Origin of the sequence: Lysobacter sp. HDW10, assembly GCF_011300685.1 — a bacterium.
Classification (GTDB): Bacteria; Pseudomonadota; Gammaproteobacteria; order Xanthomonadales; family Xanthomonadaceae; genus Solilutibacter.
On sequence record NZ_CP049864.1, the window covers coordinates 927,995 to 954,891 of the forward strand.

The 26,897-nt window shown below is 57.4% G+C and carries 30 protein-coding genes; 14 read left to right on the top strand and 16 right to left on the bottom strand.

The genetic code is table 11. From position 1 onward, the window contains the following. Positions 1 to 66: 66 nt before the first annotated feature. Positions 67 to 2,166, bottom strand: coding sequence for a M13-type metalloendopeptidase (locus G7069_RS04465; protein ID WP_166297517.1), 2,100 nt, complete (start codon positions 2,164 to 2,166; stop codon positions 67 to 69). Positions 2,167 to 2,289: 123 nt separating this feature from the next. Here G7069_RS04465 and acs point away from each other — a divergent pair, with 123 nt between their 5' ends. After that, on the top strand, positions 2,290 to 4,239 hold the full coding sequence (gene acs, locus G7069_RS04470) for an acetate--CoA ligase (RefSeq protein WP_166294705.1): 1,950 nt from the start codon (positions 2,290 to 2,292) through the stop codon (positions 4,237 to 4,239). Positions 4,240 to 4,343: 104 nt separating this feature from the next. Here acs and rpmG read toward each other — a convergent pair whose 3' ends face one another. The 10 genes from rpmG to G7069_RS04520 all read right to left on the bottom strand — a co-directional run bounded on the left by rpmG (position 4,344) and on the right by G7069_RS04520 (position 11,341). Continuing rightward, complete coding sequence (rpmG, locus tag G7069_RS04475; RefSeq protein ID WP_143925763.1) at positions 4,344 to 4,508, bottom strand: 50S ribosomal protein L33; 165 nt, start codon at positions 4,506 to 4,508, stop codon at positions 4,344 to 4,346. Positions 4,509 to 4,520: 12 nt separating this feature from the next. Beyond that, complete coding sequence (gene rpmB, locus G7069_RS04480) at positions 4,521 to 4,757, bottom strand: 50S ribosomal protein L28 (RefSeq protein ID WP_166294707.1); 237 nt, start codon at positions 4,755 to 4,757, stop codon at positions 4,521 to 4,523. A gap of 197 nt (positions 4,758 to 4,954) precedes the next feature. Further along, positions 4,955 to 5,983 (bottom strand): alpha/beta fold hydrolase, encoded by a 1,029-nt coding sequence (locus tag G7069_RS04485; protein WP_205758755.1) that lies wholly within the window; start codon positions 5,981 to 5,983, stop codon positions 4,955 to 4,957. Positions 5,984 to 6,286: 303 nt separating this feature from the next. Next, positions 6,287 to 6,610 (bottom strand): lipid-A-disaccharide synthase N-terminal domain-containing protein, encoded by a 324-nt coding sequence (locus tag G7069_RS04490; RefSeq protein ID WP_166297521.1) that lies wholly within the window; start codon positions 6,608 to 6,610, stop codon positions 6,287 to 6,289. Between the two features lie 50 nt (positions 6,611 to 6,660). Then, entirely contained in the window at positions 6,661 to 7,386 is a 726-nt protein-coding gene (locus G7069_RS04495; RefSeq protein WP_166294709.1) for a glycosyltransferase family 2 protein, read from the bottom strand. Further along, on the bottom strand, positions 7,383 to 8,360 hold the full coding sequence (locus G7069_RS04500) for an NAD-dependent epimerase/dehydratase family protein (protein WP_166294711.1): 978 nt from the start codon (positions 8,358 to 8,360) through the stop codon (positions 7,383 to 7,385). Before G7069_RS04500 ends, G7069_RS04495 begins: the two co-directional genes overlap by 4 nt. Beyond that, positions 8,357 to 9,247, bottom strand: a complete 891-nt coding sequence (locus G7069_RS04505) for a ParB/RepB/Spo0J family partition protein (RefSeq protein WP_166294713.1) — start codon at positions 9,245 to 9,247, stop codon at positions 8,357 to 8,359. Before G7069_RS04505 ends, G7069_RS04500 begins: the two co-directional genes overlap by 4 nt. Before the next feature lie 8 nt (positions 9,248 to 9,255). After that, positions 9,256 to 10,035 carry an AAA family ATPase gene (locus tag G7069_RS04510; protein WP_166294716.1) on the bottom strand — a complete coding sequence of 260 codons (780 nt, stop codon included), beginning with the start codon at positions 10,033 to 10,035 and terminating at the stop codon, positions 9,256 to 9,258. Positions 10,036 to 10,099: 64 nt separating this feature from the next. Continuing rightward, positions 10,100 to 10,741, bottom strand: a complete 642-nt coding sequence (gene rsmG, locus G7069_RS04515) for a 16S rRNA (guanine(527)-N(7))-methyltransferase RsmG (protein WP_166294718.1) — start codon at positions 10,739 to 10,741, stop codon at positions 10,100 to 10,102. A gap of 15 nt (positions 10,742 to 10,756) precedes the next feature. Further along, positions 10,757 to 11,341 (bottom strand): 4'-phosphopantetheinyl transferase superfamily protein, encoded by a 585-nt coding sequence (locus G7069_RS04520; RefSeq protein WP_166294720.1) that lies wholly within the window; start codon positions 11,339 to 11,341, stop codon positions 10,757 to 10,759. Between the two features lie 54 nt (positions 11,342 to 11,395). Here G7069_RS04520 and G7069_RS04525 point away from each other — a divergent pair, with 54 nt between their 5' ends. Together G7069_RS04525 and G7069_RS04530 are read left to right on the top strand one after the other, a co-directional pair. Next, positions 11,396 to 12,721, top strand: coding sequence for an AMP-binding protein (locus tag G7069_RS04525; protein WP_166294722.1), 1,326 nt, complete (start codon positions 11,396 to 11,398; stop codon positions 12,719 to 12,721). A 133-nt stretch (positions 12,722 to 12,854) separates the two neighbouring features. After that, positions 12,855 to 13,112, top strand: a complete 258-nt coding sequence (locus G7069_RS04530) for a GlsB/YeaQ/YmgE family stress response membrane protein (protein WP_166294724.1) — start codon at positions 12,855 to 12,857, stop codon at positions 13,110 to 13,112. Positions 13,113 to 13,174: 62 nt separating this feature from the next. Here G7069_RS04530 and xth read toward each other — a convergent pair whose 3' ends face one another. Beyond that, on the bottom strand, positions 13,175 to 13,945 hold the full coding sequence (gene xth / locus G7069_RS04535) for an exodeoxyribonuclease III (protein WP_166294726.1): 771 nt from the start codon (positions 13,943 to 13,945) through the stop codon (positions 13,175 to 13,177). 63 nt (positions 13,946 to 14,008) lie between these two features. Here xth and ltaE point away from each other — a divergent pair, with 63 nt between their 5' ends. After that, positions 14,009 to 15,022 (top strand): low-specificity L-threonine aldolase, encoded by a 1,014-nt coding sequence (gene ltaE / locus G7069_RS04540; protein ID WP_166294729.1) that lies wholly within the window; start codon positions 14,009 to 14,011, stop codon positions 15,020 to 15,022. Next, positions 15,019 to 15,573: a gamma carbonic anhydrase family protein gene (locus tag G7069_RS04545; RefSeq protein ID WP_166294731.1), complete on the top strand. Its 555-nt coding sequence runs from the start codon at positions 15,019 to 15,021 to the stop codon at positions 15,571 to 15,573. The genes ltaE and G7069_RS04545 overlap by 4 nt, the downstream gene beginning before the upstream one ends. Before the next feature lie 17 nt (positions 15,574 to 15,590). Here the strand turns inward: G7069_RS04545 and aroE are convergent, their stop codons facing one another. From aroE to G7069_RS04565, 4 genes are read right to left on the bottom strand one after another with little or no spacing between them, the layout of a single operon-like run. Then, positions 15,591 to 16,403 (bottom strand): shikimate dehydrogenase, encoded by an 813-nt coding sequence (gene aroE, locus G7069_RS04550; protein WP_166294733.1) that lies wholly within the window; start codon positions 16,401 to 16,403, stop codon positions 15,591 to 15,593. Between the two features lie 8 nt (positions 16,404 to 16,411). After that, positions 16,412 to 17,407 (bottom strand): porphobilinogen synthase, encoded by a 996-nt coding sequence (gene hemB, locus G7069_RS04555; protein WP_166294735.1) that lies wholly within the window; start codon positions 17,405 to 17,407, stop codon positions 16,412 to 16,414. Positions 17,408 to 17,419: 12 nt separating this feature from the next. Next, positions 17,420 to 18,403 carry a pteridine-dependent deoxygenase gene (locus G7069_RS04560; RefSeq protein WP_240912650.1) on the bottom strand — a complete coding sequence of 328 codons (984 nt, stop codon included), beginning with the start codon at positions 18,401 to 18,403 and terminating at the stop codon, positions 17,420 to 17,422. An 11-nt stretch (positions 18,404 to 18,414) separates the two neighbouring features. After that, positions 18,415 to 19,749, bottom strand: a complete 1,335-nt coding sequence (locus G7069_RS04565) for an NAD(P)/FAD-dependent oxidoreductase (protein WP_240912634.1) — start codon at positions 19,747 to 19,749, stop codon at positions 18,415 to 18,417. A gap of 90 nt (positions 19,750 to 19,839) precedes the next feature. Here G7069_RS04565 and G7069_RS04570 point away from each other — a divergent pair, with 90 nt between their 5' ends. The 9 genes from G7069_RS04570 to fabG are packed head-to-tail and all read left to right on the top strand — an operon-like array spanning position 19,840 to position 26,897. Next, a complete protein-coding gene (locus G7069_RS04570) occupies positions 19,840 to 20,109 on the top strand; it encodes a phosphopantetheine-binding protein (RefSeq protein WP_166294737.1) in 270 nt (89 codons plus the stop codon). Continuing rightward, a complete protein-coding gene (locus G7069_RS04575; RefSeq protein WP_205758756.1) occupies positions 20,109 to 20,804 on the top strand; it encodes a hypothetical protein in 696 nt (231 codons plus the stop codon). The genes G7069_RS04570 and G7069_RS04575 overlap by 1 nt, the downstream gene beginning before the upstream one ends. Then, a complete protein-coding gene (locus G7069_RS04580) occupies positions 20,801 to 21,556 on the top strand; it encodes a lysophospholipid acyltransferase family protein (protein WP_166294741.1) in 756 nt (251 codons plus the stop codon). The genes G7069_RS04575 and G7069_RS04580 overlap by 4 nt, the downstream gene beginning before the upstream one ends. Beyond that, the gene (locus G7069_RS04585) at positions 21,553 to 21,831 is read left to right on the top strand and encodes a hypothetical protein (RefSeq protein ID WP_166294744.1); all 279 of its coding nucleotides are present in this window, start codon (positions 21,553 to 21,555) and stop codon (positions 21,829 to 21,831) included. The genes G7069_RS04580 and G7069_RS04585 overlap by 4 nt, the downstream gene beginning before the upstream one ends. Then, the gene (locus tag G7069_RS04590; protein WP_166294746.1) at positions 21,828 to 22,829 is read left to right on the top strand and encodes an acyltransferase; all 1,002 of its coding nucleotides are present in this window, start codon (positions 21,828 to 21,830) and stop codon (positions 22,827 to 22,829) included. The genes G7069_RS04585 and G7069_RS04590 overlap by 4 nt, the downstream gene beginning before the upstream one ends. Next, positions 22,726 to 23,385 (top strand): LolA-related protein, encoded by a 660-nt coding sequence (locus G7069_RS04595; RefSeq protein WP_240912635.1) that lies wholly within the window; start codon positions 22,726 to 22,728, stop codon positions 23,383 to 23,385. Before G7069_RS04590 ends, G7069_RS04595 begins: the two co-directional genes overlap by 104 nt. Beyond that, positions 23,370 to 25,718, top strand: coding sequence for an MMPL family transporter (locus G7069_RS04600; protein ID WP_166294748.1), 2,349 nt, complete (start codon positions 23,370 to 23,372; stop codon positions 25,716 to 25,718). Before G7069_RS04595 ends, G7069_RS04600 begins: the two co-directional genes overlap by 16 nt. Further along, positions 25,715 to 26,176, top strand: coding sequence for a phosphotransferase (locus tag G7069_RS04605; protein ID WP_166294750.1), 462 nt, complete (start codon positions 25,715 to 25,717; stop codon positions 26,174 to 26,176). The genes G7069_RS04600 and G7069_RS04605 overlap by 4 nt, the downstream gene beginning before the upstream one ends. Beyond that, entirely contained in the window at positions 26,160 to 26,897 is a 738-nt protein-coding gene (gene fabG / locus G7069_RS04610) for a 3-oxoacyl-ACP reductase FabG (RefSeq protein WP_166294752.1), read from the top strand. The genes G7069_RS04605 and fabG overlap by 17 nt, the downstream gene beginning before the upstream one ends.

Consider the following 26,897-nt stretch of genomic DNA (forward strand, 5'->3'; position numbering starts at 1 on the left):
CAAACAAAAGAGCTAGACAAAAAGAAGGCCGCGAAAGCGGCCTTCTTTTTTGCTGCGGTGTGCGACTTACCAGATACGGACACGTGCTTCCGGTTTCAGGTACAACTTCTGACCTTCCTTCACATCAAAGGCGGTGTACCAGCCATCGATGTTGCGGACCGTGCGAACGCGGAAGTTGCCCGGTGCGTGCACGTCGCCGAGGATCTGCGCACGTAGGGCCGCGTCACGCGTCTTGCCACGCCAGCTTTGTGCGAAAGCGAGGAAGAAACGTTGGTCGCCGGTCATGCCGTTGATCACAGGTGCGGGCTTGCCGTTCAAGGACTTTTGATAGGCGTCATACGCCACGGCCAGACCTGCGAGGTCAGCGATGTTTTCACCTAACTCTTGCTCACCTTTCAAGAACAAGCCCGGCAAAGCTTCATAGGCGTTGTATTGCGCGATGAGCTTCTTGGAGCTGGCCTTGAAATGATCTGAATCGGCCTTGGTCCACCAGTTTTGCAACTTGCCATCCGCGTCAAACTCGGCACCCATGTTGTCAAAGCTATGGCTGATTTCATGACCGATGACGGCACCGATCGAGCCATAGTTTGCGGCGGCATCTGCATTCGGGTCGAAGAACGGCGCTTCAAGAATCGCAGCGGGGAAGTTGAGCGCATTTTGCAGCGGCAAGTTCACCGCATTGACGGTTTGCGGCGTCATCCACCATTCGCCCTTGTCAGGCGCTGCATTCAACTTGGCCAGCTGGTGCTTGGTTTCGGCCAGTTCCGCACGTTGATGGTTGCCAAGCGGATCATCCGCTTTGATTTCAAGCGCACTGTAATCGCGCCAAGTGTCCGGGTAACCGACGCCGACTTTGATGGTGGCGACTTTAGCCTTGGCTTTGGCCTTGGTTTCGGCACTCATCCAATCCAATTTGTCGATGCGTTCCGGGAACACGGCCAAAAGGTTGGACACCAGTTGTTGGACTTGGGCGCGCGACGAGGCCGGGAAATACTTCTCGACATACACCTTACCCACGGCATCGCCGAGGTCGTTGTTCACGCGCGCAAGGCCACGCTTCATGCGTTCGCGTTGCTTGGGCGTGCCGTTCAAGGTGGTGCCATAGAAGCCGAACGACAAATCATCAAATGCTTTCGGCAACAGACCTGCGTTTTCATTGATGGCATGGAAGGTCATCCAATCTTTCCACGCATCCAAGGATTCGCTGGCGGTGAGTGCCGACAAGCCTGAGACCGCTTTCGGTTGCCATGCAGTGATCGTGGCTTGTCCATCAAGACCGGCGGCTTTCAAGAACGTTGCCCAATCCAGACCCGGTGCTTTCTTTGCAAATTCAGCCACCGGCCACGGGTTATTGGCCTTATGCACGTCATCGGTTTCAGCAATCGGTGCATGCGCGCGCGCAATTTTTTCTTCAAGCGCATAGATCGCTGCGGCTTTCTTGTCTGCGTCCGGAATCTTCGCTTGGGTCAACAAAGCAGCAATATAGGTTTTGTACTTGGCGCGGATCTCGGTCATCGCCGGATCTTTGGACACGTAGTAGTCGCGATCCGGCATGCCGAGGCCGCCTTGCAGCAAATACGCGGTGTTGTGTGCCGGATCCGACAAGCCTTGGCTAACGAAAATGCCGAATAGATGTTCGGTGTGATAGTTGGTCGCATTCAGCGGATCGACGTCGGCGCGAATGGTTTCACCCAGTGCGCGTGCGAGATCGGTTTTGTCTTTCAACGCTGCAATGCTGTCCAACGTGGGCTGCAAGGGTGCGATGCCGCGTTGTTCAATACCCGCTTCATCCATATAAGCGGCGTAGTAGTCGGCGATTCGGCGTGCGTCGGTGCCGGGCGCCGGTTTTGACGCCGCGAGGCCTTGCACGAGTTCCTTGGTGCGCTGTTCAGCTTTCTCAAACACCTTCAGGAACATCCCGGTGCTGGAACGGTCGTCCGGGATTTGTGCGGTTTTCGCCCAGCCCCCATTCGCATAGGCGTCGAAATCATCGCCAGGTGCGACTGACGTATCCATGCCGGCCGTATCAATACCGGCTGTCACTTTCGCGGGCGCTGCTTCCGTCGCAGGGGTAGGCGCTTGCGCGGCAGGTGGCGGTGTTTGCGGACATGCGGTCAGGGCGCAAGCGACGGCGATCGCCAGCGCACCGCGTTGAAGGTATGGCAGGTTCACAAGAAGTATCCTTGAAGGGGTGAATCATCCATGCTGCGCCTCTCGCTGACGAGAGCATGTGCAAGAAGTCACTGGCAGCGGATAGCGGTTACAAACCATTGTTTTTGGAGACTTCCCATGTCTGATTTGAAAACCCACTACGAAGTTGCCGAGACGTTTGCAAGTGGCGCAAATGTGTCGAGCCAGCAGAGGGAAGTCAATTACCGCCGTTCAGTACAAGATCCGGATGCGTTCTGGGGCGAGGTGGCCAAAGACTTCGAATGGATGCGCGCGCCGACGCGCATTAAGAACACCAGTTTCGATCTTGAAGATTTTCGAATCCGTTGGTTCGAAGACGGTGAGATGAATATCAGCGTGAACTGTTTGGATCGTCATTTAGCCAAGCACGGGGACAAAGTCGCAATCATTTTCGAATCAGATGATCCGGCGGCACCCTCGCGTCAATTGACCTTCCGTGAGTTGCATGCCGAAGTCTGCAAGCTTGGCAATGCGATGCGTAACTTGGGTGTGGGTAAGGGGGATCGGGTTAGCATCTATTTGCCGATGATCCCAGAGGCCGCCGTAGCGATGCTTGCGTGCGCGCGCATTGGTGCTGTGCACTCAGTGATCTTTGGGGGCTTCTCCGCGAACTCAATTGCAGATCGTGTGGCCGATTGCGGTAGCAAACTGATCATCACGGCAAACGAAGGCGCACGCGCTGGCAAGTACACGCCGCTCAAAAAGAACGTCGACGATGCCTTGAGTTTGCCGGGCACCACGACCGTGCAAACGGTGCTTGTTGTGCGGCATGGCCCGTCGACGGTCGACATGCAAATGCCGCGGGATCGATGGTATGACGCAGTGATGGAAGGTCAGTCGACCACCTGCGAACCCGAAGTGATGAACGCGGAAGATCCGCTCTTCATTCTCTATACCTCGGGCAGTACCGGTAAGCCCAAAGGTGTGTTGCACACCACGGCGGGGTATTTGATTTACGCGGCGTATTCGTTCAAGACCGTGTTTGATCTGAAAGACAACGACATCTTCTGGTGCACGGCTGACGTGGGTTGGATCACCGGTCACTCGTACGTGGTTTACGGCCCCTTGGCAAACGCTTCAACGGTGTTGATGTTTGAGGGCGTGCCGAGTTGGCCGAATGCCTCACGCTTTTGGGAAGTGATCGACAAGCACAAGGTCACCATTTTCTACACGGCGCCGACCGCGATTCGTGCGTTGATGCGCGAAGGCGATGCGCCGGTGAAATGCACTTCCAGACAGTCGTTGCGCTTGTTGGGCAGTGTGGGTGAGCCGATCAATCCGGAAGCATGGCGTTGGTACTACGACGTGGTGGGCGAAGGCCGTTGCCCGATCGTTGACACGTGGTGGCAAACCGAAACCGGCGGTATTTTGATTTCGCCGATTGCGGGCGCCACCTTGATGAAGCCGGGTTCTGCGACTTTGCCGTTGCCGGGTGTGCAGCCTGCATTGGTGGATGCGGCAGGCAATATTTTGCAAGGTGAGGCTGAAGGCAACCTCGTGATGATGGATGCGTGGCCCGGCATGATGCGCACCGTGTATGGCGACCATCCCCGCTTTTTGGAGACGTACTTCAAAGCCTATCCCGGCATGTATTTCACCAGCGACGGCTGTCGTCGCGACGCGGATGGGTATTACTGGATCACCGGTCGTGTCGATGACGTGATCAATGTCAGTGGCCACCGCTTGGGCACGGCTGAACTTGAAAGCGCCATCGTTTTGCATCCGTCGGTGAGCGAAGCGGCAGTGGTTGGCTATCCGCACGATCTGAAAGGCCAAGGCGTCTATGCCTACGTCACCTTGAACGATGGCATTGCGGCGAGCGACGCACTCGCAAAAGAAATCATTGCGCTCGTGCGCAAAGAGATCGGCCCCATCGCGTTGTTGGATCAACTGCAATGGGCAGACGCCCTGCCGAAGACCCGCAGCGGAAAAATCATGCGCCGCATCCTCCGCAAGATCGCCGAAAACGCCACCGATCAACTCGGCGACATCAGCACCCTAGCCGACCCCGCCGTCGTCGATGCCCTAGTAGCCAACCGCAAAAATTAACGGTGACAGGTACCGTTAATTTGAATTAACTGTACCTGTCACCGTTATTTGGGGTACAAAAAACCCGCCGTTTAGGCGGGTTTTTGTGGGGGGCTGATCAAGGATTACTTGATCTTGCCTTCCTTGTAGATGACGTGCTTACGCACGACCGGGTCGTACTTCTTGATTTCCATCTTGCCCGGGGTGTTCTTCTTGTTCTTGTCGGTCGTGTAGAAATGACCGGTGCCTTCAGAAGAAATCAGGCGGATCTTATCGCGCTTGGATGCCATGGTTTCTTCTCCTTAGATCTTTTCGCCACGTGCACGCAATTCGGCGAGCACGGCGTCGATGCCGTTCTTGTCGATGGTGCGCAAGGCCTTGGTGGAAAGACGCAGCTTGATCCAACGGTTTTCAGAAGCGACCCAGAAACGGCGTTCATGAAGGTTGGGGAGAAAGCGGCGGCGAGTTTTGTTCATCGCGTGCGAGACGTTGTTACCCGTCACGGTACGCTTGCCGGTTACTTGGCATACGCGGGACATTGTGCACCTCTATCAAAAACGGTTGTCGCCCGTAGCCCGGGTGACGGCGGCCCCGACAGCCCCAGCCATAGCTGAAGTTGTCACACGATTCGGGGTAAATGCGCCGGGGAAGACCGTGTTCCCGCCCCAGACCACCTGACGGTAGGGCGCAGTGAGCCCGACATTGTGCCAGAAACGTCCGCGCCGGGCAAATCCGCCTACTTCGCCGCCGGTTCGATGCGCCAATACTGACCGAATCGGGTCTTGATCGCCCGCAGGGACGAGCGTTGCGCGGCCGACAGGCGCATCCGGAACATCGAGGCAATGTCCTTGATCACTGAAACCGACTCCACGAAATAGGAGTGGGCCAAAATGCTGTCATCGACGCGGGAGGCGTCGATGGTGTCGATGCCCTTCACGATCAGAACGCCGGACTCGGCATCGCCCGCGCGCGGGTAGCCATGCACCTTCTTGGAGGCACGCAAAGCCATATCTTTGGAAGAGGCGTAGAGGGTGACGCGGCGGCCCGCTTTGGAGAGCGCGGGCGCCAGGTCTGAACGGAAGACGTCGGCATCAATGTCCGGCGCGGCCAAGATCACCTCGCGGAAGCGTCCTTTTAGATCAGGGCGTTCGGCGATCAATTCTTTGAGTGCACGCGTGAGTCCGCGCGTCCCCATGCTGTGGCCGATCAAATAAATGTTCGGCGATCCGGATTGATCTGCCATATCTGCAATGAACTGCTTGATGTGTCGTGTGGACCATTCGATATTGGCTTCGTCCACGGTGTACCCGGACAGCTTGGCTTGCGACGGCCAACTGAAGAACATCGGGGCGCCATCGAATGACAAGTCATACGACAACTGCGCGGTGCGACGCGCGGCATCGGCGAAGGACACGTTGTAACCGTGCACAAACAAGAAAAGATTGCGACCTTTCGATGCGGCCACGCGTGCCTTTAAAGCGGTTAAAAATGCCGCCTTTGATTGGGGCGTGGTCTCTAGCAAGACGACGTGCTTCGTCGGGTCTTCGCGAAACTCCAACCGAAAAATCGAAGGCGCTTCGAGTTCGCCAGGCACATGGCCGCGAGGAATGCTGACGAAGGCTTGGCCGTATGCCATTGGGCCACGTGCACCGGTGTATTTTTCGTCTTGATCCACGGTGTTGAAGTTGCGAGCGGGGGCACGATCCGTTGCGTAAAACACGCGCATGCGCGCGTAGTTTTTCCGGTTGGGTCGTGCAGCACTCATCGGCTTCACGGCGCCCGCTGGCCTTGCGCCACTGCGTGGCCTGACTGAACCTATCAGATTGCCGGCGTCGCCTTGCGTCGACTGAGGCGGAGGCGGTGGCATGGGGGGTGGTGGTGGCGGCGGAGGCGGTGCAGCCACAGGCACAGGCTGGGCGGATGCATTCGACTGTTGTCCCGTGGTGCTTGCGCAACCCACGAACAGACTGAGAGTCAGTACGCATACAAGCAACCGCTTCATAAGCCTGTCCCCTGATCAGGTGGTTTGAAACTTTAGGTCAAAACTATTGCGATGTACGTCGGTGGTTCAATGCTCGCCGCGGTCGCGGTGCCAGCCCCGATGACGAATATCCGCATGAAGACTGTACAACGCGGTGAACGACGGAAACAGATTCTGCAAAATGCCGACCGAATCGTTCTTACCAAAAATGAAGTACGCCAAGGTCATCAAGCTGCCAGCGATGCTCATGTACCAGAACATGCGCGGAATCACCGGTTTGCGCGCACGCTTGGTCGCGATGAACTGCACCAACCAACGCCCGCCAAACATGAGGGCGCCAACCCAGCCGATGACTTTCCAGGCCGACATATGCATGCCGGTCCAGCTCAGCCACTCGATCGGCGCGTGCATCGCACTCGGTGGTGCGGCAGCGGCGACTTCTTGCACGACCTGAAGCAGCATCAGACTTCCTCCACCGGTGTACGACGACTGCGGGTAATGAGCCAAGCGACGCCGCGCAAATCACGCACGCCGACCAAGGCGCGATTCAAATTGTTGTACTTCGAAACACCGCTCGTGCGATGGCGGTGATTGACCGGCACGCTCACCGTCTTCCATCCCGAACGTTGCATCAACGCGGGCAAGTAGCGGTGCATGTGGTCGAAGTAGGGCAGTTCCAAGAATGCGTCGCGTTCGAACAATTTGATGCCGCAACCGGTGTCCGGGGTCTCGTCTTTCAACATGTTCGAACGAATCTTGTTCGCCCATTTGGATGCCCAGCGCTTTGAACCGGAGTCTTGGCGGTTGACGCGCCAGCCGGCAAACAACTTGGTTTGGGCGTCGCCCTTGGCGCGTTCTTTCAGCAGGTTTGGAATGTCGGCAGGATCGTTCTGTCCGTCACCGTCGAGGGTGGCAATCCAAGGTGCGCGTGCGGCTTTGACACCGTTGCGCACTGCGGTGCTCTGACCACTGTTTTGAATATGGCGGATCACGCGAAGTTCCGGCGTCGTCGCTTTCAAGTCACGCAAGACTTGCAAGCTATTGTCTTTCGACAAGTCGTCGACGTATACGATTTCGAACGGAATCAATCCGCGCAAAGCCTGCACGATCTCGCCGACGAGCGGCGCGATGTTGTCTTGTTCGTTGTGTACCGGCACAACCACCGAAAGTTGCGGTGCTTCGTTCATGCCTTGTCTCCGTAATACAGTTCGCACCATGTCACGACCGGCGGCAGCCCTTGTTCAAGCGGGGTCGCGGGTTCGAATCCGAATGCCGCATGCGCGCGCGACGTGTCGGCCATCGTTTCCAGCATATCGCCGGGCTGCATCGGTTTGTAATTTTTGTGGGCCGGTTTGCCGGCTGCGGTTTCAATCACGTGGATGAAATGCTCCAGCGCCACCGGCGTGTGATTGCCCAAGTTGAACACTTGGTGCGGTACGGCTTCAGTGGAAGGCGTTTGCAGTGCACCCAAAATGCCCGTCACGATATCGCTCACATGGGTGAAATCGCGACGCATATTGCCGTTGTTGTACACATCAATGCTGCGTTCTGCGAGGACTGCGCGCGAGAATAGAATCGGCGCCATATCCGGACGGCCCCAAGGGCCATACACCGTGAAAAAGCGCAAACCCGTGGCTTTCATACCGTACAACTGCGCATAGGTGTACGCCATCAGTTCATTCGCGGCTTTGGTTGCCGCATAGAACGAACGCGGCTTGTCGATGCGTTGATCTTCTGAAAACGGTGTCACAGCCGAATCGCCATACACCGATGAAGAACTGGCGTAGACCAAATGTTCAACCGCATGCTGATGACACAGTTCGAGCATATGTGTGAACCCAACGACATTGCTGTCGACATAGGCACGCGGATTCTCGAGTGAATAGCGCACGCCTGCTTGCGCGGCGAGATGGATCACGCGCGTGGGCTGAACTTCTTCGAACAACGCAGCCATGCCGGCCTTGTCGGTCAGATCGAGCGTGCGAATATCCGCATCCGGGCACAAGGCTGTGACGCGATCGCGCTTGAGCTGTGGTGCGTAGTAATCGTTGAAATTGTCCAAGCCAACTGCGGGAATGCCGCGCTCAGCCAACGCTTGCATGACATAGGCACCGATGAAACCCGCTGCGCCGGTGACGAGCACGGGACGTGGATCGGTCATTTACGGAGGCGTTCCAGCAAGCCATCGAGCGCGTCGTGACTGCCGTAATGGATCACAAGCTTGCCCGTGCCCTTCTTGCCTTGTTGAATCTGCACGCGCGCACCGACGGTGTCACCGAGTTCGCGTTCCAGCGCAGCAACGTCAGCATCGTTGCTGATGGCAGGTTTGCGTGCGTTGGCGGTGGTCGGCACTTTGCCTGCGGAGAACGCTTGCGCACGACGTTCAACTTCACGCACCGACCAGCCTTCTTTCGCGGCTTCACCTGCAAGCTTTGCAGCAAGTTCAGGGGCCAATGTGAGAAGGGCGCGTGCATGGCCCATTTCCAACTGACGGCTGTTAATCAGTTCGCGAATCGCGACGGGCAATTCGAGCAGACGCAACAAGTTGGTCACCGTCGTACGCGATTTGCCCACCGCTTGTGCGGCTTCTGCATGCGTTAAACCGAATTCAGAAATCAACTGTTGTAGCGCGTTGGCCTCTTCCAAAGGATTGAGGTCTTCGCGTTGAATGTTTTCAATCAAGGCCATCGCAACAACGCTGCGGTCATCCAGCTTGCGGATCACCACCGGCACTTCAGTGAGGCCTGCACGTTGCGAAGCGCGCCAACGACGCTCGCCGGCCACGATTTCGTAGCTGCCTTTCGCAATCGCGCGCACCACGATGGGTTGGATGATGCCTTGAGCTTTGATCGAATCCGCAAGTTCGTCGAGCTGTGCTTCGGGGAACTGCTTGCGCGGTTGGTACTTGCCCGCTTGGAGTTGTTCAATCGGCAAGACCGAGAGCGCGTCGCCCGGCTGCGGCGTATCCGCCTTCGGAATGACGACGTCATTGCCGAGCAGGGCGGTTAATCCACGGCCGAGGCCTTTTTTCTTCGTGGGCGTACTCATTGTGTTCCTTACTCTGTTTCAGCGCGTTCGCGTTGACGACGGACCAATTCCCCGGCGAGACCGAGGTAGGCAACGGCGCCTCGAGACGCGCGGTCGTACTTGATGATGCTTTGGCCGTGGCTCGGCGCTTCGGCCAAACGGACATTGCGCGGTACGACGGTTTGCAGCAATGCATCGCCGAAGTGGGTCTGCAATTCCGCTGACACCGAGGTGGCTAAGTTGTTGCGAACGTCATACATCGTGCGCAAGATGCCGTCGATGGTGAGTGCCGGATTCAACCTGCCCTTCAACGCATTGATGGTTTCAACCAAAGACGTAATGCCTTCCAGCGCGTAGTACTCGCACTGCATGGGCACCAGCACGCCGTCGGCAGCGGTCAACGCATTCAATGTCAGCAACGACAGCGACGGCGGGCAGTCGACAATGATGAAATCGTATTGATCACGCAGTGGGTCAAGCGCGCGCTTTAAGCGTTGCTCACGACCGGACTCATCCATCAACGCAATTTCCGCCGCGGTGAGATCAGTATTTGCCGGCATCAGGTCGTAGCCTTCCGGCGAGCGCACGATGCCTTCGGAGACATTCACTTCTTCAAGCAAAACGTCGCAGGTGCCGGCCTCGAATTCACGCTTATCAATGCCGCTGCCCATGGTCGCGTTGCCTTGTGCATCAAGATCGACCAACAGCACGCGTTGCGCAGTTTCTGCGAGGGCAGCCGCAAGGTTGACGGACGTCGTCGTCTTGCCGACACCGCCCTTCTGATTTGCTACTGCGATGATCCGCGCCATACTCAGCCTGATGGTCGGCCTGAAAATGGCCCGGCCGTCCATTATGCCAGCTGTTTGACGTGCCCTATCCCCGTCGGACGACCACCAATTCTCGTTCCGCGGCGAGGTCTGGCACCTGCAAAACGTGCACGGCCTCCAAAACCCAGCCCGCAGGTAACTCGCCTGCTTCAGCCTCTGTGGTGCGTGCCTTCATCGCGAGGAGCCTGCCTTCCGGTCCTAGCAAATGGCCGCCGAAGGCCAAAATTTCGGACAAAGTCGCGAGCGCGCGGGCTGTGATCTGGGTGTAGGCGCCGGGTTCGTCGACGGCTTCAATCCTCGATTCGGCGACGCGCGCATTGTCCAGTTTCAAGGTGCGGATGGCCTCGCGCATGAAGCGCGCCTTCTTCCCGTTGCTCTCAACTAGGGTGACTTGTATGTCCGGACGCGCCAGCGCAACGGGGATGCCGGGCAAGCCAGGGCCTGTGCCAAGGTCGGCCAATGCGCCCGACTGCAAGTACGGCAGGATGCTCAAAGAATCCAACAAATGCTTCGGAATCATCTCGGCCGGGTCGCGGACCGCGGTCAAGTTGTAGGTGCCATTCCACTTGTGAAGCAGCGTGAGGTATTGCATCAGCGGGGCGGTCAATGCGGCCGCATGCAGGCCGAGTGCTGCAATGCCGCGCTCAAGCGTGGGCGTCAAATGATCAAGGGAAGGTGCAGCATTCATACCTATAAGTATGAATCAGCCACCTTTGACTGCAAGCGCTGCGATGTAGCCGGCCTTGGGTGCCCATATTTGGATAGACCACGCGCTGATGTGGCCGAGTGCAGGATCCAGCGCATTGAGTTGCAGGTTTTGCCCGGCATCGGGCAGCAGCTCCAGTCGATCCAAACCAAAGGCGATGCCGCGACCATGCGCCTTCAAAATCGCCTCCTTGCAGCACCACAATCGGTGGAAGGCGAGGGCCTTTTCGTCGCCTTCGAGCTGTGCGAGCCAGGCTTGCTCGGACGGCGTGAAGTAGCGCTGTGCGATGTCATCGGCACGCCTGCGGGTTTGGACGCGTTCGATATCCACGCCCACGCGCGCGTGTTCGACATAGCTCGCTAACAAATAGCCACCGCTGTGGCTCCAGTTGCAATCAAGATGCGCCAAGGGCGGTTGTAGGAGCGGGCGACCTTGGTCGTCGCGTTCGAAGTGAATGTCGGCCAGTGGCATTGCGAGCGACTCGGACAGCCATGTGCGCACCACGCTTTCCGACGTCGCCTGATCAGGCAGACGTACGCAAACGGTGGGCCATTTGTGCGCGTTGGGCTTCGACGACGACATGCGCTGCGTTTAAGCTATGGGCTGTACAGAGTGACATATTGATTCGCCAAAACCATGACCAATGCAAGTGTGCCGTTGCTTCGGGGTGATCCCGCGGCCCCAGTGCTGTTGCGCACCGACGGCAGTGCGATCGATCGTGCCACCCTTCTGCGTCAGATCCATGCCTTGGCTGCGCAGTTGCCGGACGCGCCGTCGGTCATCAACGTCTGCGAATCGCGCCATCATTTTTTGGTTGCCTTGTGTGCGGCGGCTGTTCGTGGCCAAGTGAGCTTGATGCCGCCTTCGCGCGCGCCTGAATCCATTGCAGACATTGCCGCGCGCTATCCGGGCAGCACGGTGGTGGGCGATAACGCGTCGGTGGCGGGCACGACGTGGATGTTGCCCGATGTGCTTGATGAAATTGATGTCGCTGATGTGCCGCAAATTGCCGCGGATGACACGGCGGTCATCGTATTTACGTCGGGCAGCACCGGCACACCCTCGGCGAATTCAAAGGCGTGGGCGTCGATGCAACGCACGACTGCAGCGAATAAAGCGTGTCTGCAACATTTGGCAGGGCACGACGGCAGTTCGCCCGTGGTGGCGACCGTGCCACCGCAACATATGTACGGCATGGAAACCAGTGTCTTGTTGCCGTTGTTTGAAGACTTTGCGATTCACGAAGGACGCCCGTTCTTTCCGGTGGATGTCGCCGACGCACTGTCGACATGCGATCGCCCCGCACTCTTGGTGACCACACCCGTACATTTGCGTGCACTGGTTGAGTCTGATGTTGTGTTCCCACCAATTGCTGGCATCGTGACGGCCACCGCGCCGCTCAGCGTGGAATTGGCTGCGGCTGCCGAAACACGTTTTGCCTGTGAGCTGCGCGAAATGTTCGGCTCAACGGAAACCTGCGTGATTGCACACCGCCGCACCGCAAAAATGAAAACGTGGCAGTTGTATGACGATGTGACACTGACGCCGGATGAAGAGGGCACTTGGATGACGCGTGAAGCCTATGCGAGCCCGATTCGCATCTCTGACATCGTTGCGTGCACCTCGGAGGGTCGCAAGTTTGAACTACTCGGACGGCAGGCTGACCTCCTCGAGATCGCCGGAAAGCGTGCTTCGCTGGCGGACCTGAACCGTTTGTTATTGCAAGCGCCGGGTGTATCGGATGGCGTGATGCTGCAAACGCACATAACAAATCGCTCTGGGACAAGGCGCATGGTCGCAGTGGTCTCCGGCGCATGCGATGACACACAAATCATTGATTACTTACGGGATTTTATTGATCCCGTGTTCCTGCCTAAGCGCATTCATCATGTTGCTGCACTGCCCAGAAACGAAACCGGAAAGCTCAGCCGTGCCGACTTGTTAGCCTTGACGGGCGATTGACATTGCTGAACCTGATCCGGTTGTGGTCGTGCGTCACGCTGACTTCGTTACGCGTTCATCACGGGTGCGACAAGAGACTGTGACCTAGCCTTCCAAGAAGGTGACTTCCAAAAACTACACGAGAAGGAACACTATGAATTTCATTGTCATGTTGATCGTGGGTGGTGTTGCAGGTTGGCTCGCAAGCATCATGATGCGTCGCGATGGTAATCAAGGCATTTTGCTCAACGTTATTGTCGGCATCATCGGTGGTTTCCTCGGCGGCTTCTTGCTGCCGATGGTCGGATTGAATCTGGGCGCAGGTTGGGTCGGCTATTTGATCACCGCATTGATCGGTGCAGTGGTGCTGTTGCTGATCGTCAACTTGATCACGCGCGGACGCGCACGTTAAGTTCTCGTACGTTTGCCAATTCAACTTGGCACACCGGAGCCCTGCATGGATGCAGGGCTTTTTTATGCGATCTCGACCCACACAGGCGTGTGATCACTCGGGCGTTCCCAAGTGCGTGGTGCCACATCAATGCCGGCATCAACCACCGTGTCTTTCAGTGCATCTGACACCAAGGTGAGGTCAATACGTAAACCCCAGCCGCGATTGAACGCTGCCAAGCGGTAGTCCCACCAGCTGAATTGACCGTCTTCTTCGTGTTTCAAGCGAAACGCATCGTGCAAACCCAGGCCGCTGAGTGCTGCGAGTGCGTCACGTTCTTGCACCGAACACAGAATTTTGTCTTTCCACCGTTTTGGATCATGCACGTCGCGGTCTTCGGGCGCGATGTTGAAATCACCCATCACAACGAGCTTGGGATAGCGCTCGAGTTCGGCAGCAACCCAGGCGCGCATGGCTTCAAACCATCGCATTTTGTATTCGAACTTTTCGCTGCCAACGGCCTCGCCGTTCACCACATACAAATTGATAACGCGGACACCATTCACCGTGCCGGCGATGGCGCGTTGTTGAACATCTTCGAAATTCAGGATGCCGCGATGGACATCTTCTGGCGGTTGGTCACCGCGTACTAACAGCGCAACCCCGTTATAGGTTTTCTGGCCCGAGAAGACCACGCGATAGCCGGCCGCTTCAATGGCTTCAACCGGAAACTTGCTGTCTTCCATCTTGGTTTCTTGCAAGCCGAGCACATCGGGCTTGGCCGTCTGAAGCCATTCGAGCACATGCTGCAGTCGCACGTTGAGGGAGTTGACGTTCCAGCTGGCGATTTTCATGTTTGGATTATGTCACCGTCCGAATGCAGCAGTTGAATGCGTCTTTAATGGCATCATCTTGGAATGAATAGCATCGATCTGCGAAGCGACACGGTCACCCGTCCCACCGCCGCCATGCGCGAAGCCATGCTGGCGGCTGAAGTCGGTGACGATGTCTATGGCGAAGACATCACCGTCAACGCCTTACAAGTGCGCGTGGCCGAAGACCTTGGCTTTGAAGCCGCGTTGTTTCTGCCGAGTGGTACGCAATCCAATTTGTGTGCATTGTTGGCACATTGCGAGCGTGGCGACGAATACATTGTCGGCATGGAGGCGCACACCTATAAGTACGAAGGGGGTGGCGCTGCCGTCTTGGGTTCTATTCAGCCGCAGCCGGTGCCGCAAGGTGCGGGTGGGGTGATGCCGCTGGAGGTGGTCGAGGCCATGATCAAGCCGATAGATCCGCATTTTGCACGCACACGTTTGCTGTGTCTGGAGAACACGTGGATGGGCCAGGTGATGCCCATGGACTACCTTGCGCAAGCACGCGCCCTGTGCGACCGACGCAGTTTGGGTTTGCATTTGGACGGTGCACGTTTGTACAACGCAGCCGTCGCATCGGGTGTGGAAGCGAAAGACATCACGCGTCATTTCGACAGCGTGTCTGTGTGTTTCTCCAAAGGTTTGGGCGCCCCAGTCGGTTCGGTGTTGGCGGGTTCGCGTGCGTTGATTGAACGCGCGCGCCGCTGGCGCAAAGTGACGGGTGGCGGCATGCGCCAATCCGGCATCCTTGCCGCGGCGTGTCTCTACGCTTTGGACCATCACGTGGAGCGACTTGCGGAAGATCACGCACGGGCGGCACGTTTGGCGGAAGGTTTGCGCATCGCGGAATCAGTCAAAGTACTTGGTCAACACACCAATATGGTGTTCATCGAAGTCGCCACGCAGCATCTGGATGCCCTGCGTTGGCATCTCAAAGCGAATGACATCCGCGCGTCGATCGGCTATTTGCCGTCGATCAGATTGGTCACGCATCTCGATATCGATGATGCTGCGATTGATCGTACGATTTCAGCTTTCCAAGAGTTCAAGCCATGAAAGACACCACCGTCCGACCCTATCTAAACCATCTGCCAACCCTGGGCGAGCGCGTCTATATCGACGAGGCGGCGCGTGTGATTGGTGATGTCGTGTTGGGCAATGACGTGTCGGTGTGGCCGTTCACTGTAATTCGCGGTGATGTGAACTTCGTGCGTATCGGTGACCGCACCAATATCCAAGATGGCACCGTGGTGCACGTGAGTCACGATGGCCCGCACGCGAAGCTGGGTGGATTCGCGACCGTGATTGGTGCCGATGTCACGATTGGTCATAAAGCCATCGTGCATGCTTGCCGCATCGAAGACGCATGTTTAGTCGGCATGGGTTCGACAGTCTTGGATGGTGCGGTGATCGAGAAGCATGGCTTCTTGGGCGCCAATGCGTTGCTTGCGCCAGGGAAAGTCGTCGGTAGTGGTGAAATGTGGCTGGGCGCGCCGGCAAAATTTGCACGCAAGCTGTCGGATGCCGAGATCGAAGCGCTGTACTACTCGGCGGGGCACTACGTGAAATTGAAAGACGAGTACCTCACCGGCAAACGACGCGAGTAAATCAGCGCGCGTCGTCTTTAGCGGAGTGCCGCGTAAACGTCTGCGGTTTCAGGGCGAACGCCGTGCCAGATTTCAAAGCTGTCGGCAGCTTGTTCAACCAGCATGCCGAGACCATCCGACAAGCGTGTGACGCCTGCTTTGGCAGCCCAAGTAAGCGTGGGCAATGCGCGTGCGCCATAGTTCAAATCGATAAAGGTCGTGCCTTCAGAGACCATGCTGATCGGCCAAGCGTCACACTGCGCTGAATCAGCCGGTGCGGCGGCGAAGACCACCAAGTCAAACATGCCTTGCGACGGCAGTTCTTCGATCGTGCAGGCACGCGTACGATTTTCATCAGCGAGCGCGTCGATCAAATCATAGGCGCGCGCACGGGTGCGATTGGCCACCATCAACTGTGATACACCGGCATCCAACAACGCGGGTGCGACAGCATTCGCGGCACCGCCCGCGCCGATAAGCAAGACGCGCGCGTCATGCAAGTCGACGGCCAGTCGTTCGCGCAGATCGCGCAACAAACCGGAACCATCGGTGGTATCTCCTTGCCACTCGCCATTCCGTTGAAAGAGCGTATTGACGCTCTTGGCGCGCAATGCACGGTGCGTGTGACGCGTACAAAATTCAAAAGCGGCAGCTTTGTCTGGCGCAGTGACATTTGCACCGACGCCCCCCAGTGCAATGAACGTTTCAAAGCTATCTTTGAATCCACGCGTGCTGGTATCCGTGGTGCTGTACGCGAGCGCGATATTGCATTGCGCCGCAAACAATTCATGGATTCGCGGGGACAGCGAATGCGCCACCGGGTGGCCGAAAACAGCAAAATGCGCGGTCATCGGGGCAATCAGCCGTGCGCTTCGCGCAAATATTCGGCTGCATCCAGCGCGAAATAGGTGAGGACGCCATCGGCGCCTGCACGCTTGATGCTGGTCAACGCTTCCAGCACGCACGCGCGTTCATCCAACCAACCGTTTTGGAAGGCGGCTTTCAACATCGCGTATTCGCCGCTCACTTGGTAGACAAAGGTGGGCGCGCCAAAGACATCTTTCACGCGACGCACGATGTCGAGATACGGCATGCCGGGTTTTACCATCACCATGTCCGCACCTTCGGCCAGATCCAATTCGACTTCGCGCAAGGCTTCGTCTGCGTTGGCTGGATCCATTTGATAGGTGTACTTGTTGCCTTTGCCGAGGGCCGAGGCGCTGCCCACCGCATCGCGGAAGGGGCCATAAAACGCCGAAGCGTACTTTGCGGCGTAAGCCAAAATGCGGGTATGGATGAAGTTGTCTTCTTCCAAGGCGCTACGAATCGCACCAATGCGGCCGTCCATCATGTCTGACGGGGCGACCACGTCCGCCCCCGCGCGCGCATGGCTGAGCGCTTGCTTCACCAGGGCTTCGACGGTTTCATCGTTCATCACGTAGCCAGTGTCATCCAGCAGCCCGTCTTGGCCATGACTCGTGTAGGGGTCAAGCGCGACATCGGTGATGACACCCAATTCTGGAAAGCGTGCTTTCAATGCGCGCACGGTGCGTTGGCACAGGCCGTTGTCATCCCACGCAGCGACGGCATCCAATCTCTTGGCGTCGGGCGACGTCACCGGGAATAAGGCAATCGCAGGAATGCCCAGCTTCACCATGCGTTCGGCGACCGGCATCAGGGTCTCGATGGAATGCCGCACTTGACCGGGCATCGATTTGATTTCTTCGGTGCCGTTCAATTCATGCACGAATACCGGGTAGATCAGGTCGTTGGCGGTCAAAACGGTTTCACGCATCATGCGACGCGAGAAGTCATCACGGCGCATCCGGCGCGGGCGGGCATAGGGGAAAGTCATGCCCGCATTTTATCAGGCGTGGACCCCGTCTATCTCGATCGCGAGTTCACTGCGGCAGATCGCCGCGTGCAGGATAATCCGCTGCGTTTCCTGCGGCAGCAGGCGTTCCAAGGCATCTGCGACGGTTTGCAGGTCTTCTCGGTCGCGCACATAGGCCTTCAGGTAGGCGCCAGAACCAAACCGTTCAGCTAAGTCAGGGCGGTGGGCGCGTGCGGCGTCTATCAGGGCATCGAAATTCCGGAAGGTCTCTTCGATTTGCGCGACGAGCATGCCCTGGTGCACCGAAGCGTGGCCCACCACGGCGGCGGTACCGGAGATCAACAGCGGCAGATCGTGACCCTGGGCCGGCAGCATGGCGCGCGCAAAGCTTGGCGGCTGCGGGCCGTATTGGCGCGGGTAGTGATAGGCACTGACTTGGCGCGGATTTTCAACGGGCGTGCCCGCATCGTTCGCGCTCAGCCAGTACACCTGCAACACCGCGTCCTCATCGCAGCGACCAATGGCGGTGGCCGCCGGCAGCTGTGACGCATCCATTTCTTGAAGCACGCGACCCCGGCCAATGCAGAACTGACGATAACGCTCGAGATCACCTTCGCCCTGTGTAATGGCGTCCAGATAGTTCCAAACGCGGAGCAAGTTGGGCGTATCGCTGTGTTGAACGTGTGTCCACAAGCTGCGATAAATGCGTTCGGCCGTTGCGGCCACGCCTTCGTCGAGCTCTTCTTGTTCAATGGCGCCAAAACTCAATCGGCCATCGGTGGCCCAAGCCACACCCTCGGTCCGGCCGAACTGCACAGGCGCATCCGACAGCCACACTTCATAGGGCACATCACCCAGCGGGCGGAGCGGTACGCGCAAATAGCGCGGATCGGTGTCTTTCGTTGACGGCGGGTGATTGGCAAAACCAATCACGGCCAACACGTTTGGATTCGCCAACAATTCATCGGGCAAAGTGGCGTCGGCGTAGTACACCTTGAGCGATGCGGGCGGTATCACGTGTTGATTCGTCACGGCGTACCCATCGTTTCGTCCAAGGTTTCAATCGCTACTTGGCGCTTACGTGTGCGCCAATTGCGCCATGCTTTCCCGGCCATGCCCAGTGAAGTAATCGCATAAATCAGGCGGAAAATGCGCAGTCGACGACGAATCACGGCGGCGTCGTCGAACACATCGCCTGACAACAAAGACACGACCGAACGCTCAACGCCCAAGATGTCGCGACGGTTTGAAAACAAGTGCTTCATGGTCGGCGACGTGAAGCGATAGATGAACCACTTGAACTCATCAAGGCCCGTCTCGAAATGTTTCTCAAACTTGCGTTGTAAACGCTTCTCATCGGCGGGCTGTTTCAAGATGCCGTCCACTGCCTCGGCACATTTTTCAGCGCCATGCAGGGCCAAAAACACGCCCGAAGAAAACATCGGATCGACAAACGAATAGGCATCGCCCAATAGGGTCCAGCGCGGACCATTCATGCGCGTGCATTCGTAGGCATAGTTGCCCGTGGCGTGGACGTCCGCCACGCGCGTTGCGCCCGACATGCGTTCGTGCAGCTCCGGCACGGTCGCGCAGGTTTCCATCAGGAATTCTTCAAGCGTGCCTGTGCGTTGCTTCAAATATTCGGGGTAGCACACCGCACCGATGCTGGTGATGCCTTCAGACAAAGGAATGAGCCACAACCAACCATGGGTGTGGCGATAGATGCTGACATTGCCCGCGTCACGGCCTTCACGCATGCGGACGCCTTCAAAATGGCTGAAAACAGCGGCCGAGGCGTGCTTCGCATTCTTCTGTTTGAGTTTGAGCTTGTTGGCCAGGAACGTGTCGCGACCACTGGCATCGATCAGGTAGCGTGGCGTCCAGATGCGGTCACCTGCGCGCACCGTTGGGGTGCCATCGGCGCCGAACTCAACAGCCGTGACGCGCGTGTTTTCATGCGCATCAACACCTGCCGCACATGCATTGTCGAACAGGATCTTGTCGAACTCAGCGCGCTTCACTTGGAAGGCAAATTCCGGCTGCTCGCGCAAACTCTTGCGGAAATCGAAGACCGAATAGGTGCCGTCATCGTTCGGGAAATCCGCGCCGAGCTTCAGAACACTGCAGGCGCGCACCTGGTCGATCACGCCCAAACGCTCCAGGACAGGCATGCCCTGAGGAAGCAGGGATTCTCCGATATGAAAACGCGGGTGCGCGTCCTTTTCGAGCAAAGTGACTTTCCAACCTTTTCGCGCGAGCAAAGTGGACACGCTGCTACCAGCGGGGCCCGCGCCGATCACCAGGACGTCAGGTGTGCTTGCTCCGCTTTTCGGAGCGCCTTCCGATTCATTCATATCCGGCATTAGAGTTCCTAAGCCGTGCATAATAACGCCTTGGGTCACAATTCAGTGATTACGCACTGCTGCGCGAGCAGCCCAACGGAACAGGAAACGATGTCGAACCAAACTGCTGACGAACTTGAATTGGCCAAACTGCTTGTAGAAAGTCTGAACCTTGAAGGGGTTACCCCTGAAGAGATCGACGCGGAAGCACCGCTGTTCAATGCAGGTTTGGGCTTGGATTCGATCGATGCCTTGGAACTGTCGCTTGCAATCTCCAAGAAGTACGGTGTTCAGCTGAAGTCCGACAGCGAAGACAATCGCCGCGTGTTTGCGTCGTTGCGTTCTCTGAACGACTACGTGCAAGCGAACAAGGCGGCGTAATGCCCATGGCGCCATTGCTGCGCCTCATTGGGGTCATTGCCTACTTCTGGATGGCGCATCGCGCCATCGAAACCGAAAGTGAAACGTTTGCCGGTATCGCGCTGGGCGCCTTGGTTTTGATCGTCTATGTCGGCCGGATTCTTGAATTGCACGTGAAAGCGCTGATTGCGACTGCTGTGATCATCGCAGCGATCGTCGTGTTGACGTGGTCGCACTTCGCGCTCACCACCCTATTGTTCGTCCCCACCATCTTCTTGTTATTGGCAGCCAGCCTTTTCGGTCGCACGTTGATCAAAGGACGTACACCTTTGCTGGTGACGGCAGCGAGTCTGGTCGAAAACGTTTCACCTGACACGCTTGAGGCGGATGTGCGCCAATACACGACGCGACAAACGCGGGCATGGGCTGTGCTGCTCGGCGTGCTGGCTGTGTTCAATCTGTTCTTGGCGCTGTTTGCGGTGCCGGATGGTGTGTTGACGCGTGCAGGCGTTGTAGTTGCACCGTGGGTGAGCTCTGAAGCGGCGACGCGATTCATGCCCTGGGTCATCTATGTATCGGTGACCGGCTTGTTGGTCGGGGAGTTCTTTTATCGGCAACATCGCTTCCCGGGTAGATATAAAAATGCGCTCGACTACATCCAAAAGTTGGCTAGGGTTCCGATGAAATCTTGGCAAGAGGCGTTTGCACAAACATGAGTGCCGGATTGATCTTCAAGCGCGTTTGGAATCTCGCGCAGTTTGCGTTCACCCTCGTCTACACCTTTGTATGCATTGGTTTGGTCCTGATCTATCACGCGATCAGCGGCAATACCAACGGTATTCTGCGCGCGGCTTCATGGCTTTGGGCGCGCGAACTGTTTTGGGGCGCACGCGCGAAGTTGGTTGTTGCAAACGCAGATGCGATTGATTGGTCGAAGTCGTATTTGATTGTGTGCAATCACGCTTCGGTCATTGATATTCCGACGATGTTCCAAGCCGTACCTGTGCCTTTGCGTTTCTTGTTGAAAGAAGAAATGAATCGCATGCCGATGGTGGGTTTGTACGCGCGCCGCACCGGCATGTTGTTTATTGATCGCGACAATCCGCGCGCAGCGCCGAAGATGTTGCGTGACGCAGCAGCGATGTTGCAGTCCGGTCAATCGTTGTGTGTCTTTCCGGAAGGCACGCGCAGTCGGACCGGCGAGATCGGCGAGTTCAAGTCGGGCCCGTTTGAGGCAGCGATCAAGGCAGGCGTCGAAGTATTGCCGGCCTACATGTACGGCACAGGTCACGTCCTGCCAAGCGACGGATTTGCAGTGAACAGCGGCACTATTCGCGTGTACTTCGGCCAGCCCATGCCGACACGCGCGGCAGACGGTAGCAAGGTTGACCGCAACGAATTGGCACGCGCAGCGCAGACGCAAGTGGCGAACATGCGCGCGTCGGATGCGTCGGATGCGTCGCGATGAAGCTGTGTATTCGTCACGATCATCCGAGTTTGCCGGGTCATTTCCCGACGCAACCCATCGTGCCGGGTGTGGTGATTCTTGACCACGTACAACGCGCGATCGAAGCGCAGGCGGGCGTGGCCAATCAGTTGAGAATCTCGCAAGTGAAATTCCTTCAGCCGCTGTTGCCTGATGAAATGGCGGAGCTTGCGTTCGAGCCCAAAGGCGATGGGTATGCATTTCGCGTCACGCGCGATGCGGTGTTACTCGTGAATGGTGAGATGGTGCTGGGATGAGTGAAAAGTGGACCGAGCGGCCTGAAGGTGGGGGCCACTTTGCCATTTGGTTGATTCGAACCATTGCGCGCAAGTTGGGTCGCAGGATTGCGCGTTTGCATTTGTATCCGATCACCGCCTACTTCTTGTTAAAGCGCGCGCCAGAGCGTCGTGCCTCCGTCGCGTATCTCGAACGTGCCTTGGGTCGAAAGACCACATGGTTGGATGGTGCCAAGCATGTGCATACGTTTGCATCCACGATTCTTGATCGCGTGTTCTTATTAGGCGGCCCGCTCGATCGCTTCAATGTCGAGGTTGTTGGCGTTGACGAAGTGCACGCGAAGCTGGATGAAGGGCGGGGTGTGCTGTTGTTTGGTTCGCACCACGGCAGCTTTGAAGTCTTGCGCGTGATTGCGCAACGCAGGCCCGACTACAACATTCGCATTGTCCTCGACAAGCAACAGAATCCTGCGCTCACGCAGATTTTGGATGCCTTGAATCCCACACTTGCACGCAACATCATCGATGCCTCGCAAGACGGCCCGACGATCGTCACTGAGATTCAACATGCGGCCAGTCAAGGCGCCCTAGTTGCATTGCTGGTCGATCGCGTACGTCCGGATGAGCCGTCTATGCCGGCCGAATTTTTGGGCGCGACCGCGCGCTTCCCGACCTCGCCCTGGCTGATCGCGTCGGTGCTCAAGATTCCCGTGGCATTGGGCTTTGGCCTGTATCAGGGCGGCAACCGCTATAAGCTCATGTTTGAGCTTTTCGAAGACGTAGTTGAAATCCCACGTAACGCACGTGCGCAAAGTTTGCAGGCGCTCATCCAGCGTTTTGCATCGAGGTTGGAATATTACGTAAAGCTTGAACCTTACAACTGGTTCAATTTCTACGATTTTTGGGAGTCTGAAGATGAACTTGTCTCACGTCACGCGCTGGATGACGCCGCTGTGCAGCGCCGTACTGCTGGCCACACTTTGGGCGCCGACAAGTCGCGCAGCCACACCGCAGGTTGACGTCAACTGGGTCTTGGCCAAGATGGCGCGCCCGGCGCCGATGCGGACCCAATTTGTAGAAGTACGCAGCTCGGACTATTTGAAAACGCCGATGCGCATCTTCGGTGAGTACAGTCGCCCGGACAATGCATCGATGGTGCGTACCGTCACCGCGCCGTATTCGGAAGTGACCACACTGCATGGCACCACGGCGACGATCACGCGTGGCAAAAGCGTACGTACGTTTTCTTTGAGCCGTGTGCCGGAACTTGCGGGGATGCAGTCCAGCTTCGGCGCGCTCTTGAGCGGTGATCAGTCTGCACTGAAGCGAGACTTCACGGTGAGCTCGAACGGCACGCGCGAGAAATGGACGGTGCTCATGACGCCGAAGAACGCATCGCTGTCAAAGCAAATCAAGGACATCACGCTCTATGGGCGCGGTGCCGAATTGCGCTGCATCGAAACGCGCAGTCTTGCCGGTGGTCAAGTGCAACGCACTTTGCTCGCCTCGGCCGCTGCTGCGGTGAAGTCGCAAACCGCTGAAGACGCATTGATCGCCCTATGTCACGGCAAATGAAGCCGTTCTCCGCAACACAGCGTGTTGCGCTCGCATTGGTTTGGCTGGCGATTATTGTCGGCATCGGTTTTTGGCAGGCCAGCCATCTGCAAATGAGTGGCGACTTGCGGAAATTCATGCCGGCCGCCGAAACGCCGGCACAAAAGTTTTTGATGGATGAGCTCGGCGAAGGTCCGGGGTCGCGACTGTTGTTGATGTCGATTGAAGGTGCGTCAGAAGAAAGCTTGGCCGAGCAGTCGCGCTTTCTGCAAACGCGCTTGTCGGCGAATCCGGATTTTGTCTTGGCGTCAAACGGCGGCATGAGCGGCTTGGACGCCATTCCCGAGCACCTTCGTAGTTACCGCTATGTATTGAGTGATCGCGGCACGCAATTGGATCGCGAAAGCTTGTCCGCCGCCTTGCAAGAACGTTTGGCAGATCTCGGTTCGCCTGCGGCCGGTTTGATTGAACCGCTCTTGGGTTCGGATCCGACACTGGAAACACTGAACCTGGCCGAGCAATGGCAACCCGCCAACGGGCCGCAAACCTTGGATGGGGTTTGGTTTGATCACGCGGGTAAGAAGTCGATCTTGATTGCGCAAACCCGCGCGGCAGGATTTGATCCGACCGGTCAAGAACGTGCGGTCGAAGCGATTCACGATGCGTTTGACGCCAGCAAAACGCAGATCGCAGGCGCTGAAAAATCAAAACTGACGCTGACAGGGCCTGGCGCATTTGCAGTTGAAATTGGCGGTCGCACGTCGAAAGAAGCTTCGACAATCGGCACCATTGACGGTATTGCGTTATTCATTCTTTTGATCTTGGCCTATCGCAGTTGGCGCACGCCCATCTTTGGTGCGCTACCGCTGGCCACAGCGGGTGTCGCGGGCTTGGCCGCGGTTGCTGCGTTCTTCGACGGGGTGCATGGCATTACGGTGGCGTTTGGTTTCACGCTCATTGGTGTGGTTCAGGACTACCCCATCCATTTGTTATCACATCAACGCAAAGGCATTACGCCGTGGGAGAACGCGCGAAAGATTTGGCCGACGTTGGCCACCGGCGTCGCTTCTACCTGTATCGCGTACTTCACGTTCTTGGCATCGGGCGTCGATGGCTTGAAGCAGCTCGCAGTCTTCACTGTGGTGGGATTGGTCAGCGCCGCGCTCACCACGCGTTTGCTATTGCCTGCCTTGATAGACCCGGAGCCGCGTGATCCGGCAGACTCTCACGCATTGTCACGTTTGTGGACGCAGGTGGAGCGTTTGCCGAGCGCGCCTAAGGGCGTGCTCATTGCCATGGCCGCACTGTCCCTTGCGGTGATTGCGTTTGCACCGGCGAATTTCTGGGAAAACGATCTGTCGAAGTTGACGCCGGTACCGGCAGCGGCCTTGAAGCAAGACGAAGTGCTGCGCAAAGATTTGGGCGCACCTGATGTGCGCTATGTCATTGCATTGCAAGCTGCGACCGCGGATGAAGCCATTGCCCGTTCCGAAGCTTTGGCGCCGAAGTTAGAGGCCCTTGTGGGCAATGGTGCCATTCAAAACTTCGATATGGCTGCACGCTATTTGCCGAGTGCGGCGACGCAAAAGGCGCGTCAGGCAGCCTTGCCCGCGCCGGAAACGCTCTCTCACTCTTTGGAAGCAGCAGTCGCCAACACGGCGTTCCGTCCTGATGTATTCGGTGCGTTCTTGCGTGATGTGGAAACCGCGCGAACCGCTCGACCCCTGCGCGCTGAAGACCTGAAGGGCACACCGCTTGCATCGACCTTGGAAGGCTTGCTGCTTCAACGCGATGGTCACGCCACGGCTTTGATCACCTTGTCCGGTATTCGTGATGCGGCAGAAGTCCAGCGTGCGCTGCAGGGCACGGGCGTGCAGTTGATGGATCTAAAAGCGGCCTCCGAATCGTTGGTCGTCGAATACCGTCAACGCGTGCTGTGGTCCTTGTTGATTGCCTCTGTTCTCTTGGTCGCGACGGTGTGGTTCGCATTGAAGCAACGCGCGCGGGTCGTGCGTGTCTTGCTGCCGATGACCTTGAGTTTGTTGTTAATCCTTGCCGTGCTGCGCGGATTGGGCATCGAGCTGACACTGTTCCATTTGGTGGCCTTCATTCTTGCTGCCGGTTTGGGCTTGGACTACGCCTTGTTCTTCGAACATGCAGGCGATGATCGACCCGATCAGTTGCGCACCTTCCATGCACTCATCGTCTGTAGTTTGACCACGGTGTTGGTGTTCTTCCTCCTTTCTCTCTCCAGCATTCCTGTGTTGCGGGCGATTGGCGTCACGGTCACTTTAGGCGTGTTGTTCAACTTCGTACTGGCACTTTGGATTACACGGCGACCGACGCACGCATGACACTCGAACTCGACACCGTCCGCATCGAAGATTTGATTCCGCATAAGGGCGGCATGTGCCTGTGGCAGAACGTCGAAGCCTTTGACGACGAACACGTCATGCTGTCGACAAACAGTCACAAGGACAGCGACAACCCACTGCGTTCCGAAGGTGAGCTGCGCGCCATTCACCTGTGCGAATACGGTGCGCAAGCCATGGCCGTGCATGGCGGTCTATTGGCGAGAGCGGGCGGTGAAGCGCGTAAGGGTTATTTGGTTGCCTTGCGTGGCGTGGACATTCGCGTGCCGCGCTTGGATACGTTGCACGGTGCCTTGCAGTGCGAGGCAAGATTATTGATGAACAGCGCGTCCAGTCAGCAGTATGCGTTTCGCTTGCTGCATGAAGCAGAGTGCATTGCAGAGGGCAGGGCTGCGGTTATGTTGGCGCCGATCGGAGAGTCAGATGAGTCAAGTTCCTAAAACACGTCGCGCCTTGGTCACAGGTGGTTCCGGCGATATCGGGTCGGCCATTTGTCTCGAATTGGCGCGTCAGGGGATGCAGGTGATCGTGCATGCCAATGGCAACCTAGCCAAGGCCGAAGCCGTTGCGCAACAGATTGTGCAAGAAGGCGGACAGGCGCGCGCCGTCGCATTTGATATCACGGATGCGGAAGCAACCTCTGCGCAACTGCAGGCCCTATTGGAAGATGCGGCGATTGACGTTGTCGTCAATAACGCCGGCATTCATGACGATGCGCCGATGGCGGGTATGTCGAGCACGCAGTGGCATCGTGTCATCGATGTGTCCTTGCATGGCTTCTTCAATGTCAGCCAACCGCTGTTGTTGCCGATGGCACGTCAACGTTGGGGGCGTGTGGTGTGCGTATCGAGTGTCGCTGCAGTGATGGGCAATCGCGGTCAAACCAACTACGCCGCTGCGAAGGGTGCATTGCACGGCGCCGTTAAATCCTTGGCACGTGAAATGGCGAGTCGCGGCATCACCGCGAATGTCGTGGCACCGGGCGTGATTCAAGGCAGCATGACAGCAGACGTGTTCGACCCGGAACATATCAAAGCGATTGTGCCGGCAGCGCGCGCGGGTAAACCTGAAGAGGTGGCAGCGCTGGTGGCGTTCTTATGCCGTGACAGCGCCGCGTATATCAACGGTCAAGTGATTGGCGTCAATGGTGGTATGGCCTAG